Raw genomic sequence first — 16260 nt, forward strand, 5'->3', positions numbered from 1 at the left:
AATTCAATCGGTTATATTTGTACAATGTATATGTGTTTTACTAAGAACTAATAAACTCATGGGTATATTCAATAAGTTATTTGGTAATGGAGAGCGTGTTAAGGTAGAAACTCCTGCCGACAAAATAGTGAGTGTTATTCGGGAGAAGACAAGTATCCCTTGTATAAAAATGCATCCGGCTAAGGAGAAGTGTACTTTGTATAATAGTAAAATCGGTGGTATGCCTTATTTGCCTATAGATTTTCCATATCCGACAGAGTCGTTGGAAGAGGAACAGGAGAGGCCTTTACGCCTTTTAGCCCAGGTCAATTTTGAAGAGATGCCTCCGTTAGAAGGTTTTCCCACGACGGGAATGTTGCAATTTTATATTAGTGACGGAGGAATGTACGGGTTAAACTTTGAGGAGTTGACCCTTCAAAAAGGATTTCGGGTTATTTATCATGAAAAGGTCGATAAAGAAGCGGAGTTGATTTCTGCACTTCCTTCAAATGAGGGGAAAGAGAATAAAGAAATGTTTCCGGTATCCGATGAGTTGAAATTAAATTTTGAGTTAAGCGAGATGCCTATGGGGGGCGGAGATTTTCGTTTTGATAAATTAGTCTTGGAGGCTTATAATGAAGTCCATCCCGCCAACCGTGTCTCTTCTTTAGAGCGGATATCCGAAGAGATTACGGATGGAGTATACGATCAGTTGGAAGGTGGCGGGCATCACATTGGCGGTTACCCGATGTTCACGCAAATAGATCCTCGAGAATACCATGAAAATTTACAAGGACATACCGTATTGTTGTTTCAATTGGATTCGGAAAAAACAAAAGATTATTCGATTCTTTGGGGAGATTCGGGGGTTTGTCATTTCTTCATAAAACCTGAAGATTTGGCCGGACATGATTTTTCTAATGTTTTATATAATTGGGATTGTTATTAAAAAAGTACCCCGGAAATGGTATCATTTCCGGGGTACTTTTTTAATAGGTAATAATGGAAGTTTGTTTTTTACCATCCATCCAGACGGTCAGCGGCTCTTTGAAACGAACTCGTCTGGCGTAGGTTAATTCGTGAATGACATCCTGTCGTTCGAGTATGTCGAAACGAATGAATGAATCGGGAGATTCGAAAGGAATAGCAAAATAACCGATATTCATGGAGGTAACATTATGAAAAAAGTGAGACCCTAAAGAAGCATCCAGCGGAAAATCAGGAAGCCCTTGTTCCACGATTACTTTGGCATTAGCGATATCGGACCATTGGACCGGAATTCCCGTGAGCGGATCTCGCGTACCCCAGCGTCCCGGACCGATCAGTATAAATTTTTCTTCTTCCCGTGCAATTTCGGCATTGAGTTGTTTTATCTCTTCTGCCATTTCCCGGGTTTTAAGTCTGTCAAATTTTTGGGGATCAACGTAGACAATATCCCGGATATACTGTAATTTTCCGTTTCCCATGCCTTTGTTGGCCTTGAGAAGAATCTTTTTCTGGTCGATATGGAGTGAATCTATATCGATAGAGTATTCGTTTTTAATGAGCGGTTTAATTTGCAATAAATAGAATACCGGTATACTTTCTTCTATATTTAAAGAAAATTCAATTTCAACAGGCGATCCCATGGCCTGCGAGAAAATGTCCAGCAGGATTTGTAGGGTTGAGGCTAATGGAATATAATCGTATTGTAGGATCTTGGCAAAATCAATGATTCGGGGACCTTTTTCATTCAGATCGAAGACGATGCGGTCGTTCATGAAATCGTAAACCGAGGCGCTATATTCCAAAGTACCGTCCTGTTCAGCCTCTTTTAAATCGTAGGCCTTAATTGCGGCATTTTCACCATCCCGGAGTAAATCGTATTCCTGGTGTTTCATGTCGATAGCGTAAAAATAATTTTGGGAACTACGAATTTTGTCCTGAGTGGAAGCTAATTGCAATTTTGGGAAAGCGGGAGAGAAGCGATGGGTCTTTTCGCCTCCGACCACGTAAGCTCCGAGTCCTATGGCTGTAACGGCAAAACCGTCTTCCGGTTGGATATAGGAAAAAGGATAGAAGTTATAGGATTGAGCTACTCCGCTGATATCTGGATAATAACGTCCGTTGTGTTCATTTCCGATGACCTCCTGTATGATGACACCCATCTTTTCTTCTTCTATCATGCTGTCAATGGCTTTAAAATATGCCCGCGATTCATCGGAAAAGACAGAGGCGTAAACTAATTTGATGGCATCTTCCAGCTCTTCCAACCTGCGTTCAAAATCCGGGTTATTATTGGGGATCAAATAAGTCGCGTATACACCGGCAAAAGGCTGGCTTAAAGAGTCCTCGAACAGACCGGAAGACCGGACGGCCAACGGCTTGGTCATGACTTGAAGATACTGGCGTAGTTTTTCTTTCAATGGTAAAGAGAGTGTTGCCTGTTGAAATGCCTTTTTCAGATGGTCGTATTCGTTGTCTATATAAGTTTCTTTATATAAATCGTTTAACTCTAAAAAATTATCAAATTCTTCCACTCCGATAATGGCTGTTTTGGGAATGGCGATTTTTAGGTTGGGAATTAATTTTTTAAGGTATACATTTTCTATAAAGTTGGATAAAAACGCTAATCCGCGTCCTTTACCTCCAAGGGAGCCGAGTCCGAGCCGGGTAATATACCGATTGGAATTAACTAATTCCGGCCGGAACGGAATAATACGCCCCCTTATTTTTTTTAGCTTGGAAGATTCAAAGACATTGGCAATGAATTGACGGATTTCGTCGGTGTTTTTGAAGTATTCAAAACTATACCGTCGCAATTTTTGGGCAAGATTGATTTCTCCCCTGGCCATTAACCACGTGGATATGCCGTTGCGAATGGAGTGATATTCTAAAGATTCATCCGGTATGGTGGTTAATTTTTTTCGAAACTCTTTGATTGAAGTAGCCTTATCTATCGGGTGACCGGATTTGTCGCGAAAAATGAAATTTCCGAACCCGAGTCGGGTTTTGATAAATGTTTTTATCTCTTGTGCCAGCGTGAGCGAATTTTTATTGATGAATTCCGCGTGAATTTTTTCCGCCCGTTTGGCGTTTTCCGCTTCGTGACTTTGAAGAAGGCAGGGAATCTTGTATCCTAATCGTTGAACGTATTTAATCAATTCAACACCTGCGTCTTCGTCTTCGATACCATTTTTGGCGTAACGAACATCCGAAATGACACCGATGATGTTATTTTTATATTTGTCAATGATCTCTATCGCGTCTTCATAAGTGCTGACTAAGATAACCTTGGGACGTACCCGAATCTTCAAAATAAGTCCCAGTTCGTCGTCCGATGGTTCATCCGCGATGATTTTTTGCGTCTGAGTCATGATTTCGGTATAGAGCAGGGGTAAATAACGAGAGTAATATTTAACGGAGTCCTCCACAACCAATATAACTCTAACATCCCCTAAACGGGTATCTGCCTCCAGATTTAATTTGTCTTCCAGATACTTTGCCATAGCCAGAAAGACTTTTGTCGAACCATTCCAAACAAATAACCGTTCGATGGATTCGTGTACCTCTTTTTCGATGCGATGAAAGTAAGCAAGGTCTCCGTTATTGTTGACCAGCATTAATTGTTTGATGTGTGGATGTGCTGTTTTAATGTTACGGCTGATTGCCAGTGGAGTTTGTTTATCCAGGCCGGCCATGATGATAATAAGATCGTAATGTCGTTCCGTTAACTTTTTTAAGGCCTCCGCCTCACTCGCTACAGAAGTGAAACGGGGAGCCGTAAATAAATTTAATTGCAGATATTCTCCGAATATTTTGTCTGAAAATTGTCCTTCCCGTTCGATTGTGTAGGCATCGTAATAATTTGCTACCAGTAAAATTTCTTTTACTTTAAAGGGCATAAGTTCTTGAAAAATATCTCTATCGTTTTTTTTGCGTTTATATATGCGATTTAAATCTATTTTCTCCATAGTAAATTTATTTTGTCTGCTTTTACGTTTAAGTAGACTTTTCTGTTTTTTTAATTGAGGCGCTAAATATAAAAAAAATTTTAGTAAATTGCAGCCGTTTATTATATCCGCTGTGTTGGGAGTTTATGAACAGAAGTTATTTTTGCTTTAAATGCATAGTATACTTTTCCAGGTGGAATCGTAAAGGGTATGCTATTTTTGCCTCTTTGAGAAAAGAGGTAAGGATTGCGATGTTATCGATAGAAATTTGCAAAATGGCATTAGAAAAATCTTCTTTGAAAGGGATCATTGTTGATTTATCCGAAGTCTCGAAGAAAATCATGATAAACGATCGGAGAGAGAATCCGGATGGCGGACCAGAACAGGTATACGAAATACTATCATCGCGTGTCGGGATAGAGTTTCCTGTAGAAAATAGGAATGAAAATTTAATATAGGTGGGTATGCTTGTTGTAAACAATAGGTATACCTTTTTTGTATATAGATATGTTAGTAGATAGGTTAAAAGAGAAAATTTTTAAAGGACAGTCGATTACCGGGGAAGAGGCGTTGGAGTTATCCCTGACAAAGGATAAAAAGATCCTGTATAAGGCTGCGGGAGAGATTCGGGATCGTTTTGTCGGAAATTATTTTGATACTTGTTCTATCATCAATGCGCGTTCTGGACGCTGTTCGGAAAATTGTAAGTGGTGTGCTCAATCGGCAGTTTTTCGGACAAAAGTGGATGAGTATGATTTAATTGATGAAAAGAGCTGTATCGAATTAGCTCGTTTGAATGCCACTTATCGGGTGAACAAATTTTCTTTTGTTACGAGTGGAAGGGCTCTTTCCGATAAAAATATAGATCGTTTGTGTGAGTATGCCAGAAAGATTAAGCAGGAGATGAATATTAATTTATGCGCCTCTATGGGATTGTTGAACAAGGCGCAATTACTTAAATTAAAAGAGGCAGGTATAGCACGTTACCATTGTAATCTGGAGTCTTCGCGTCGTTATTTTCAGCATTTGTGTTCTTCTCATACGACCGATGAAAAAATAGCGACCATTCGTGCGGCTCAAGAGGTGGGTATGGAAGTTTGTTCCGGAGGAATTATAGGGATGGGAGAGACAATGGAAGATCGCATCGATCTGGCTTTGATGATTCGGGATTTAGGGATTAAGTCAATTCCTATTAACGTGTTGAATCCTATTCCTGGAACTCCTTTGGAGAAAACAGCACCTTTGGAGGACGATGAAGTGTTAACAACGATAGCGGTATTTCGTTTTATTCATCCGGATGCCTTTTTGAGGTTTGCCGGTGGTAGAAATTTAATAGCACATATAGAAAAAGAAGCAATAGAAGCCGGAATTAATTCGGCAATTGTCGGGGACCTATTGACTACGGTGGGATCAAAGGTTATGGAAGATATGGAAAAAGTAGAGAAAATGGGGTTTATCACAAAAAAGTAAAATCAAAAAATGGAAGGTTATGGAAAATTTTATTGAGACAATGACGACGGAGGCGATGCTTCGCTTTGATCGGGAACATTTGTGGCATCCTTACACCTCTACGGTAAATCCGCTTCCGGTGTATCCGGTAAAACGAGCTGAGGGCGTGTACATTGAATTGGAAGACGGAACCCGGTTAATCGACGGTATGTCTTCTTGGTGGTGTGAGGTACACGGGTATAATCATCCGAGGATTAATGCTGCCATTGAAAAGCAGTTAAAAAATATGTCACATGTGATGTTTGGCGGTTTGACGCATCGTCCGGCCGTGGAGTTGGCTGCCAAATTAGTAAAACTAACCCCTTACGGGATAGAAAAGGTCTTTTTCTGTGATTCCGGTTCCGTGGCCGTAGAGGTAGCAATGAAGATGGCTCTTCAATATTGGTACGCTCAGGGACGGGAAGAGAAACGACATTTTTTGACTATTACCAAAGGATATCATGGAGATACATGGAATGCGATGTCTGTTTGTGATCCCGTTACGGGAATGCACAGTATATTCCGGGGAACTTTGCCCATTCATTATTTCGTCTCTTCTCCTCGTGTACGATACGGGCAACCTTGTCGTGATGCGGATATAGAAGAGTTCAAACAATGTTTACGAAATAATCACAATCGTATTGCGGCTGTGATTCTGGAGCCTATTGTACAGGGTGCCGGAGGTATGTGGTTTTACTCCGCCGAATACCTTTGGAAGGTCAAAGAGTTGTGTAAGCAATATGACGTACTTTTGATTTGCGATGAGATTGCGACCGGTTTCGGAAGGACCGGAAAAATGTGGGGATGTGATCACGCGGGTATCGTACCGGATATCATGTGTGTAGGGAAAGCGATCACCGGAGGATACATGAGTTTTGCTGCCACAATGACGACGGAAAAAGTGGCCACGGGCATATGCTCAAAAAATCCGGGAGTGTTTATGCATGGACCTACTTTTATGGGAAATCCTTTAGCTTGTGCCGCGGCCAATGCTTCTTTGGATTTGATCATGAGCTATGATATCGACACGATGATCGGTCTGATCGAGAGGCAGATGCGGACCGAATTGGCTCCGGCTGCATATTATAGCAATGTCGCCGATGTGAGAGTGTTGGGAGCCATAGGGGTTATCGAGTTAAGGGAGCCTGTGGATATGGCCTATATTCAATCTGCATTTGTACGGGAAGGTGTATGGGTACGTCCTTTCGGTAAATTGGTATATATTATGCCTCCTTACATCATTCGTCCGGAAGAACTTTCTCGTTTGACACAGGCTTTGTTACGGGTTCTTTCTAACTTAAAATGACATGAACAGGGAGCGTTATATTAATAAATTAAGTAAAATAAAAGAGTCCGGAAATTATCGGGAATTGAAAGAGATTCAGCATAACGGTTTTTTGATCCATCATGATGGACGTGAAATGTTGAATCTCTCCTCTAACGATTATTTGGGACTCTCTTCAGATCCGTATTTGTATGAAGAATTTCGTCAGGAGACAGATGTGAAATTATTATCGTACAGTGCCGTATCCTCCCGTTTGTTATCGGGTAATCACGAATACTACGGGTTATTGGAGAACGATTTACAGGAATTGTACGGTAAAGAGGCTGCATTGGTATTTAATTCCGGATATCATGCAAACATAGGAATATTACCGGCATTGGCTGGTAAAAAGGATTTAATTGTTGCCGACAAGCTCGTACACGCGAGTATTATTGACGGATTGCGGCTGAGTGAGGCGGAAATGTTGCGTTACCGGCATCTGGATTATGAACATTTACGAGAAATTCTGTTTAATCACAGGGAAAAATACGATAATGTATTTGTTGTGACGGAGTCCGTTTTCAGTATGGATGGAGATGTATGCGATTTACAGGAATTATGTGATTTGAAAAAAGAGTATGATGCTTTTTTATACGTTGACGAAGCTCATGCCGTGGGAGTTCGAGGAACAAATGGTTTGGGATGTTGCGAAGAACAGGGATGTATAGAAGATATTGACTTTATCGTCGGAACATTCGGTAAAGCTTTTGCTTCCTACGGTGCTTTTGTGGTTTGCGATGAACTTTTCCGTGAGTTTTTGATCAATACGCAGAGAAGTTTGATTTTTACGACGGCATTGCCGCCGATAAACGTGGCTTGGACCCGTTTTATTTTAAATCATATGCCTGATTTTTATTCCAGGCGTTTGAAGTTAATGACGATTTCGGAACGATTGAGAAATACCTTGAAAGACAGAGGATTTGAGACACGGGGAGATTCTCATATCGTACCTTTTTTGTGTGGAAGTAACGAGAATAGCGTTTATATGTCGGAGCAATTCCGGGATAATGGTTTCTTTGTATTACCGGTACGATATCCTACCGTACCCAAAAACGAAGCCCGGATACGATTTTCTTTAAATGCGGCTATTCCGGAGGAGGATTACGAGTGCTTATTTGAATTTATTGAAGTGAGTTGTTGAAGAATGCGGAGGATTTGGTTAAAAAAGAACAGCGGCAAGCGGATAATCCTTTTTTTTAGCGGATGGGGCTTGGACGAAAGGGCCGTGAACCATATGACCGGAGGTTCGGATGTGTTGATGTTTTACGATTACCGGAATATAAAGGATGAGGAAGCTCCGATCTTAGATAATTATGAAAGTATAGATGTGATTGCCTGGTCTATGGGCGTATGGGCTGCTTCAATCTTGCTTCCCTTGTGGAGTTTACCCGTGAGTAAAAGTACGGCAATAAACGGAACGGAACGGCCTGTAGATGATCTGTACGGTATCCCTTTTCATGTATATCGGCTCACGGAAAGGGGGATGGATGAACGGGGAAGGGACAAATTTTTTGTTCGAATGCTATCAGGAACAGAGGAACGTATACGGTTTAAACAACATCATCCGGATAGGGATTTGGAGGAACAATTGGACGAGTTGAAAGCCATCCGGGAACAATCAGATATATTAAAAGGAGAAATTTCCTGGAATAAGGTGTATATTTCGGAAAATGATATTATATTTCCGGTGACAAATCAAGAGAATTGGTGGGAAGGTCGAAGTGAGATAAAAAAAATAAAAGGGGGGCATTACCCTTTCTATGTATTTGAAAACTGGGATTTAATAATATAAATATGGCTGTAAATAAACACGAGGTTGAGCAACGTTTTCGTCGTAGCATGACTACTTATAACGCTAACGCAATGGTACAAAAGGCGATGGCGGTGCAATTAAACCGAATGGTTATGTCCAGTTTGGATTATATTCCCAAAAATATATTGGAGGTGGGGTGTGGAACGGGGTTGTTCACGGAAGAGTTAAGACGTTCCTTTAAGGAAGATGAGATCTATATTAACGATATAGTCGAGGAGGTTTGTTGCCGGACAGCTCGTTTGTATCAGGTCATATCTTCTCATTGTTTGCCGGGAGATATTGAGGAGATTCCATTGCCGGGACGATTTGATTTGATCGTTTCCGCTGCAACCTTTCAATGGTTGAACGAACCTAAAGCGACTTTCAGAAGATTGTCCGAACATTTAAGGGAGGACGGTTTGATGATTTTCAGTACTTTTGGGAAGTATAATTTACGGGAAATTCGATTGACAACGGGAGGCGGATTGAAATACCGGACACAGGAAGAGTTGATGGGACTTTTGGAGCCCTATTTTAAAATTGAACAAATCCGGGAAGAGTTCAGGTTGATGGAATTTGACGATCCCCTGGCCTTGTTACAGCACCTGAAGAAGACAGGAGTAAATGTATCCGGGGATAAGCGGGTGTGGACCAAGGGGAAAGTTCAGGAATTTATTGACGAATATAATGCCCGTTTCGCTATGGATGGGAAAGTTACCTTAACTTATCATCCTTTGTATCTGGTATGTAGAAAGAAACCGAGGATAATGAATACTTATGGCGTTGCCAGTTGGTAAATATAGATTCACGATATGATATATTTTGTAAGCGGTATTGATACGGATGCCGGAAAATCGATTGTAACGGGATTATTAGCCCGTTCGTTACAGAGAAGAGGAGTTCGGGTGGTAACCCAAAAGTTTATACAAACAGGTTGTATCGGAATTTCTGAAGATATTTTAAAACATCGGGAGATTATGGAAATTGATCCTCTCGATGTAGATCGGGACGGAACGACTTGTCCCTACGTGATGACTTATCCAGCTTCCCCTCATTTGGCGGCGGAGATTGATCATGTGATTCTGGATACGGATCGAATAGCGGAATCCTCCCGTAAATTGAGCGAGCTACACGATATCGTATTGTTGGAAGGGGCCGGAGGACTTTATGTTCCGGTTACCAGAGACTATTTTACCATTGATTATATTCAGGAAAAGAAGCTTCCTTTGATTTTGGTTGCTTCTTCCAAATTGGGCAGCATAAATCATACTTTGATGAGTTTGGAATTATGTCGTCAACGGGGGATAGAGCTTGCCATGTTGATATATAATCGATTTCCGAACGATAGCGAGTGGATTACGAATGATTCCATAACGATTTTTCAGCGTTATTTGCAGGATTTCTTCCCTTCTTGTAGCCTGGTGGAGGTTCCTGTTATACGTGGGAAAGAATATTCCGATATAGAGGTCGGTCCCTTACTGTCGAAATGAAAAAATTGGAACTTTTATCTCCCGCGAAAAATTTGGAGGTCGCTTTGGCGGCCATTCAAAATGGAGCCGATGCCGTATATATCGGAGGACCTGCTTTCGGGGCACGAAAGGCGGTTGGAAATTCTATTGAAGATATTACCCGGCTGGTCTCCATCGCTCATCGTTTTTATTGCCGGGTGTTTGTAACGATGAATACTATCCTCTATGATGAGGAGTTATTGGAGGCGGAGAAACTGATAAAGATATTATATCGGATAGGTGTAGATGCCATTATCGTGCAAGATCCCGGTATTTTGAAACTGGATATTCCTCCTATTGCTTTACACGCGAGTACCCAAATGCATAATTACGAGTTAGAACGAATTAAATTTTTGGATAAACTCGGATTTCAAAGAATCGTATTAGCCAGAGAGTTGTCGCTGGAAGAGATTAAAAAAATCAGGCAGGAGGTAAGAGCCGAATTGGAGTACTTCGTGCATGGCGCCTTGTGTGTCAGTTTGAGCGGCCAATGTTATATGTCGCATTATCTTTTGGGACGTTCCGCTAATCGGGGAGAATGTGCTCAAGCCTGTCGTATGAAGTGGAACGTGGAAGATGCTTCGGGCAAACTTTTGCTGAAAGAGAAACATGTGTTGTCTTTAAAAGATCTGAATCTTTCCGATCGATTAGTTGAGCTTGCCGAGGTTGGTATCGATTCGTTTAAAATAGAGGGGCGACTGAAAGATACCCCGTATGTTGCTAATGTGACAAACTACTACTCTTCGCTGTTAAATAAAATAGTAGAACGGAAAGAAGGTTATACCCGGGTGGGCTCCGGCAGGGTATCGGCTAATTTTGAGGCTGATCCGGAAAGAAGTTTCAACCGGGGATATTCGGAATATTTTTATACCGGGAGACAGACCGGTTTAGTTAATATGGATACGCCGAAATCCATGGGAAAAAAAGTGGCGGAAGTAAGATGTGCCAGGGGAAACCGATTGCAGGTAAACGCCTTCGAAGAGCTTCATAATGCTGATGGGGTGTGTTATTTGGAGAATGGAGAATTACGCGGTATTAAAATTAATACGGTAGAAGGAGAGTGGTTGAATTGTAATGAAAAAGTGAACGTTTCTCCCGGTACACAATTGTATCGTAATTATGATCATCAGTTTGTTGCCCGTTTGGAAAAAGGGAGTGCCGTTCGGAAGATAGGAGTAAGGATTGACGTGTACGCGGAAGATCGAAAACTGATTTTATCCGCTACGGATGAGGATCAGGTCCGTGTTACCCTAATAAGTAAAGAGCGTTTTGACGAAGCAAGGCAACCGCAGCAAGTTGAAAGAACTTGTCAACAATTGAAGAAGTGCGGAGATACTGATTTCCGATGCGATACGGTTGAATACCACGGAAAAGAGGTATTGTTTGTACCTTCTGCCGTGTTGAACGCTTATCGCCGTCAGTTGTTGGAGAATATGCAAGAGAAACGCGAGGAGTTAAGGGAGAAATGGGTGCAGGAACCTTTGGACGGCAAGTTAATATACACGGGGATATCTGATTGGAGATTGAATGTTGTCAATAAACTTTCGCTGGAATTTTACCGGGAACATGGGATAGAGATTCCGGAAAAGGGATTCGAGCTTCGAAAAGATTATCGCGGGAAAGAGGTAATGACCACCCGTTACTGCCTTCTATTTGAGTTGGGTTTATGTCGTAAAACGGATAGGGGCAAGGAGATAAAGTTTCCGTTATACCTTTCTAATAATTTAGGACGTTTCCAATTGGAATTTGATTGCCAATCATGTGTAATGAAGGTGATTGCCTTGAAATAAAAAGTCCTTTATTCTTTGGCGGAAAAGATGTTTTCAAATATTGAATCCATAACTTATTTATCTCTTATTCGACCTTGATTATAAGGTGTTTGGGGGTAAATGTTCTTGTTTTATGCAAGGGCTATTTTTTTCTTATTTTTTCCCTATATTTGTCCTGTAAAACTATTTTATGAAGACTTTGTTTATTCGAGGGATCATAGGTGTTGTCGTTTTCTTTTGTTTATGCGCTTGTCATGATGAAGAGATAAAGCCGCAAAGGGAGAGGACTGTTTTGGTATATATAGCCGGAGACAATAATCTTTCCTATTTCTCATCCCGGAATATGGAGGGGATGATGAAAGGAATGAAGGAAGATTACGGGAATCTGATAGTTTATTGGGATCAGCCGAATGTTACTCCTAAGTTGCTTGAATTGAAGGCGATGAAAAACGGTTCTGTGAATCAGCGGATAGTAAAGGAGTATGGGGAGGAAAATTCAGCCTCGCCGGCTGTTCTGGCACGGGTTATTCGTGAAACACAAAAATTGTTTCCGGCCAAATCATACGGACTGGTTCTTTGGTCACACGGAACAGGCTGGTTTCCAGAGAGTCCATCCGTGAAAGCTCGGAGTTTCGGAGAGGATCATGGTTCCGAAATGGATATTAAAGAGTTGGCAGCCGTTATTCCCGATAAGTTTTTTCATTATATCATTTTCGATGCTTGCCTGATGGGAGCCGTAGAAGTTTTTTATGAATTGAGAAATAAGGCGGATTATGTTATAGCTTCTCCGACATTAGTCCCAGCGGAAGGGCTCCCTTACGAACAGGTTGTTCCTTATTTTTGGGGAGACGATTCGGATTTGGAAAAAATTTGTAAAGCTTATTACGATTTCAATAATACCACGACAGAAACGGCTACGATCGCTTTAATAAAGACTTCCGAGTTAGATGCCTTATATCTCCTTTGCCAAGAGATTTTGCAGGGAAAATTATCTGAAATACAGGCAAAGGATAAAAGTAGCGTATACCAGCATTACGTACCACTTGCGGTTATAAATTATACTTTTTATGATTTCGCCGATTTTATCCGTCAGGTAGCTACTCCGGAAGAGATGGTTAAATTCAATGCCCAACTAAAAAAGGTGGTCCGTTATTGTGCGGCCACACCGTATTTCTGGGATTTGGTTCCCGTGGATAAGGACAAATTTAGTGGTATTAGTACCTATATTCCTTTTCCGGATTGGCCCGGGTTAAATAATTATTACTTCACCTTGTCATGGTCCGGAGTATACGGATTGTAATTCTATTTTTTATCCAGAACCTTTTGGGCAATCGAATAGAACATCCCGGCACCGGATTCGATGAGTTCATCCGGAAAGTCGTATTGTGGTGAGTGAAGTGGAGGACAATCTTTTCCTGCTCCTAACCCGAACATCGCTCCTTTATATTGCTGGGTAAAGAGACCGAAATCTTCTCCCCAGCTAAAAGGAACATTCATTTCCCGATAGGGTAATCCGTTGTTTGCTGCTGCTTTTCTTATGTGTTGAACGGCTTGCGGATCGTTTTCATTGGCGGAAAAAGATTCCAACCACTTTATATCCGAACTTAAACCTGGGGTCTCTGAAGCTTCTATTTCAACCAGTTTCTCTAATTTTTGCATGTGCTGACGGAGTTGCTGATCGGTTTTGGCACGCAAGGTTACCCGGATGACTCCCGTGCCGGCTGCGACCCCGTAAGCTTCCTCCCCGATATGGATCTCTACTAAGGTGGACAGGAAGTAATCCTCTTTCTCTATATCGTATCGATTCCATCCTGTAAGGGTTTCGATTATTTTAAAAGAGGCATTGACGGGGCTTATTGCTTTTAAAGGCTCTGCTGCATGAGCTGTTTTACCGGAGAGCGTGATGGCCGCACTAATAACCGAACAGGTGAAACTACCCGGTTTACATAATACGGTAGAGGTGGGAAATCCAGGAATATTGTGGAGAGCAAAGGCGTATTGAATATTGTATTGGGAAAGTACCAAATCGGCTAAAATAGCAGATGATCCGCTACCGGTTTCCTCCGCCGGTTGAAATAGAAGCAATACTCGTCCTTGTTTCATCGGTTTTTCGAAAAGCATTTGTGCCAATCGTAACAAAATGGCCGTATGGCCGTCGTGACCGCATTTGTGGGATACTCCGGTACGAAGCGAGCCGTAAGGAACAATATCGTTCGGTTCGTCAATAGCAACGGCATCTATATCGGCCCGAAACAAAAGGGTCGGTCCCTCTTCGGAAAAGAAGTATTCGGCCAGTAGTCCGTGTCCCCCGATGGAACGGATGATTTTGGTCGGATGAAACGGACGAAGGGAAGCTTCGATAAAACGAGCTGTTTCTCGTTCCTGACCGGATAATTCCGGGTGTTGATGTAATTGGTGCCGTATCGAATCAAAAGAGAGAGTCTGCATACATTTATTTATTTTATAAGTATAAATCAGTATCTGAAACCAAGCAATCAAATAGAGTTTTTATGATAGAATAAAGAATGATTTTATAACTGTAATATGCTTATTATCACTATATTAATGTGTTTAAAATAATTCTGCCCGCAAAGATAAATATAATATTATAAACCCAAAAACTATTCGGTGTTTTATCTTGTTCGGTTTGTTGCTAAAGGAGGATAATAGATTCCGAGGTAGAGTGGGTGTCTCCGTCGATGGAGAAATTGATTTGTCCGGAAAAATATTGAAACCGATTTACTCTGATTTGGATATATATTTTATAATTTTGAACTAAAATACCTAAGTATAAATATCATTTCAAATTCGATTGTTTTTAACCGGATGCGAATGTATAAATCGGATCGAATATGATTCAAAGAGATTATCTATTGCGACAAATGGAGACATTTTTCAAGGCACTCGATGAAAGATTCAGAGGGAAGAACAAGAATGAATATGAAGATATCTCTGTTATTTTAAATGAATTTTACTCTACCTATTTTAGTGTTGACCGGGAACAAATTATGGGGGAGGGTGAGCATGTTATTACGCGTTGTATTTTGCATGATCCTGTGGAAAAAGCAGAGATGCTTGCGGAATTGCTATTTAAAGATGCTGCTTTTACAATAGATCCTCGTCGGAAAAGATATCTGTTTCGGTTAGTATTGAAGCTTTATGACTCGATCGAATGCCGATCGAGAACCTATTCTTCTCAAAGAGAAAAGAAAAGAAAGGAGATAGTCGATTTTTTATCGGATGAATGAGCATGAATTTAAACGATCTTTGCAACGGATCGTTTTTTATTCGGTACGGGTTTATCGTTAGGTTATTGACATTTGTGTATATTTATGCTCTGAATGGAAGTATATACGAACGTTTTATAGGTAATTGTTATGGGATCATTGATCGCCTGGGGATATTGGGGACTGTTTATCGGTTCATTTTTAGCATCGACAATCATTCCGATGAGTGCGGATGTCTTGTTGGTAGGCGTACTTTCTTTGGGAGGGAATACATGGATCTGTTTGGTAATTGCCACTATCGGTAATTGGTTGGGAGGTTTAACGTCCTATTGGTTAGGGTGGCTTGGGCGTTGGGATTGGTTGGAACGCTGGTTTAAGGTAAAACGGGAGCAATTGGAGAAACAGAAGAAAAGGATTGATCGGTATGGGGTTTGGTTGGCTTTGTTCACGTGGCTTCCCATTGTGGGAGATCTTTTTGCTATCGCTCTTGGTTTTTATAGAATTCGCCCCAAAATGTCGGCTCTCTACATGCTGGTCGGGCGTTTTGTCCGCTTTCTTGTTTGGACTCTTTTATATATTCAATATGCCGACCGATTTATCGAGTGGATTCGATAATATAACTTCCTTCCTTTCACTTGCGTTATAACGTGAAAAAGAAATTTTCATGAATTCGCTTCTTGATTTAGGATATTTAGGCTTATTTATCGGTTCGTTCATTTCAGCTACGGTCATTCCTATGGGAGCGGATGCTCTATTGCTGGGAATGCTGGCAGCCGGGGGAAAGCCTTGGTGGTGTTTAGCTATTGCTACTGTCGGAAATTGGCTGGGAGGTACCTTAACTTATTGGCTGGGATATGCCGGAAAATGGAGGTGGATACAGCGTTGGTTCAAAGTAACTCCTGAAAAATTGGAACGGCAAAAAAACAGAATTGAAAAGTATAAAAGTGTTATGGCCCTTTTGGTATGGATTCCTGTTTTAGGAGATATTTTTGCGTTAGCTCTTGGTTTTTATCGTATTAATGCCGTAAAATCATTTATTTTTATGTTTTTCGGAAGGTTGATACGATTTTTGTTTTGGATGGTGTTATACTTGCTTTGGACAGATAAGTTCGTAAAATTCATTTCTCATTTATAAATATGGTACGATCTCCGGTGATGAGGATATTGATGAAATACAATTATAGATACGTAAATACAAAAACCGCCCCTATTTCAATGAATAAGGGCGGTTTTTGTTTTTC

15 protein-coding genes are annotated in these 16260 nt (G+C 41.0%); 13 read left to right on the forward strand and 2 right to left on the reverse strand.

Features of this window, described 5'->3' with window-relative positions; translation table 11 throughout:
* Positions 1 to 58 precede the first annotated feature (58 nt).
* Positions 59 to 928, forward strand: a complete 870-nt coding sequence (locus QZR76_RS00645; protein WP_294139454.1) for a YwqG family protein — start codon at positions 59 to 61, stop codon at positions 926 to 928.
* A 40-nt stretch (positions 929 to 968) separates the two neighbouring features.
* Here the strand turns inward: QZR76_RS00645 and QZR76_RS00650 are convergent, their stop codons facing one another.
* Complete coding sequence (locus tag QZR76_RS00650; protein WP_294139455.1) at positions 969 to 3932, reverse strand: PEP/pyruvate-binding domain-containing protein; 2964 nt, start codon at positions 3930 to 3932, stop codon at positions 969 to 971.
* Positions 3933 to 4186: 254 nt separating this feature from the next.
* Between QZR76_RS00650 and QZR76_RS00655 the strand changes: the two genes are divergently transcribed.
* From QZR76_RS00655 to QZR76_RS00695, 9 genes are all read left to right on the forward strand, one after another.
* Positions 4187 to 4369, forward strand: coding sequence for a hypothetical protein (locus QZR76_RS00655; protein WP_294139456.1), 183 nt, complete (start codon positions 4187 to 4189; stop codon positions 4367 to 4369).
* 49 nt (positions 4370 to 4418) lie between these two features.
* A complete protein-coding gene (gene bioB, locus QZR76_RS00660; RefSeq protein ID WP_294139457.1) occupies positions 4419 to 5381 on the forward strand; it encodes a biotin synthase BioB in 963 nt (320 codons plus the stop codon).
* 55 nt (positions 5382 to 5436) lie between these two features.
* On the forward strand, positions 5437 to 6705 hold the full coding sequence (gene bioA / locus QZR76_RS00665) for an adenosylmethionine--8-amino-7-oxononanoate transaminase (RefSeq protein ID WP_294139601.1): 1269 nt from the start codon (positions 5437 to 5439) through the stop codon (positions 6703 to 6705).
* 1 nt (position 6706) lies between these two features.
* The gene (locus QZR76_RS00670; protein ID WP_294139458.1) at positions 6707 to 7864 is read left to right on the forward strand and encodes an 8-amino-7-oxononanoate synthase; all 1158 of its coding nucleotides are present in this window, start codon (positions 6707 to 6709) and stop codon (positions 7862 to 7864) included.
* Between the two features lie 3 nt (positions 7865 to 7867).
* Complete coding sequence (locus tag QZR76_RS00675) at positions 7868 to 8515, forward strand: pimeloyl-ACP methyl esterase BioG family protein (protein ID WP_294139460.1); 648 nt, start codon at positions 7868 to 7870, stop codon at positions 8513 to 8515.
* 2 nt (positions 8516 to 8517) lie between these two features.
* Positions 8518 to 9312 (forward strand): malonyl-ACP O-methyltransferase BioC, encoded by a 795-nt coding sequence (bioC, locus tag QZR76_RS00680; RefSeq protein ID WP_294139463.1) that lies wholly within the window; start codon positions 8518 to 8520, stop codon positions 9310 to 9312.
* A 15-nt stretch (positions 9313 to 9327) separates the two neighbouring features.
* Positions 9328 to 10005, forward strand: coding sequence for a dethiobiotin synthase (bioD, locus tag QZR76_RS00685; protein ID WP_294139465.1), 678 nt, complete (start codon positions 9328 to 9330; stop codon positions 10003 to 10005).
* A complete protein-coding gene (locus QZR76_RS00690) occupies positions 10002 to 11813 on the forward strand; it encodes a U32 family peptidase (protein WP_294139467.1) in 1812 nt (603 codons plus the stop codon). The genes bioD and QZR76_RS00690 overlap by 4 nt, the downstream gene beginning before the upstream one ends.
* Before the next feature lie 169 nt (positions 11814 to 11982).
* On the forward strand, positions 11983 to 13092 hold the full coding sequence (locus QZR76_RS00695; protein ID WP_294139469.1) for a clostripain-related cysteine peptidase: 1110 nt from the start codon (positions 11983 to 11985) through the stop codon (positions 13090 to 13092).
* Between the two features lie 2 nt (positions 13093 to 13094).
* Here QZR76_RS00695 and QZR76_RS00700 read toward each other — a convergent pair whose 3' ends face one another.
* The gene (locus tag QZR76_RS00700; RefSeq protein ID WP_294139470.1) at positions 13095 to 14240 is read right to left on the reverse strand and encodes an amidohydrolase; all 1146 of its coding nucleotides are present in this window, start codon (positions 14238 to 14240) and stop codon (positions 13095 to 13097) included.
* A 404-nt stretch (positions 14241 to 14644) separates the two neighbouring features.
* Here QZR76_RS00700 and QZR76_RS00705 point away from each other — a divergent pair, with 404 nt between their 5' ends.
* The 3 genes from QZR76_RS00705 (at position 14645) to QZR76_RS00715 (ending at position 16154) form a co-directional block, all read left to right on the forward strand.
* Complete coding sequence (locus QZR76_RS00705) at positions 14645 to 15040, forward strand: hypothetical protein (RefSeq protein ID WP_294139471.1); 396 nt, start codon at positions 14645 to 14647, stop codon at positions 15038 to 15040.
* A gap of 129 nt (positions 15041 to 15169) precedes the next feature.
* Positions 15170 to 15634, forward strand: coding sequence for a YqaA family protein (locus QZR76_RS00710; RefSeq protein ID WP_294139473.1), 465 nt, complete (start codon positions 15170 to 15172; stop codon positions 15632 to 15634).
* Between the two features lie 49 nt (positions 15635 to 15683).
* A complete protein-coding gene (locus QZR76_RS00715; protein ID WP_294139476.1) occupies positions 15684 to 16154 on the forward strand; it encodes a YqaA family protein in 471 nt (156 codons plus the stop codon).
* Positions 16155 to 16260: the final 106 nt, after the last annotated feature.

The organism is uncultured Sanguibacteroides sp., assembly GCF_900543425.1.
Classification (GTDB): Bacteria; Bacteroidota; Bacteroidia; order Bacteroidales; family Marinifilaceae; genus Gabonibacter.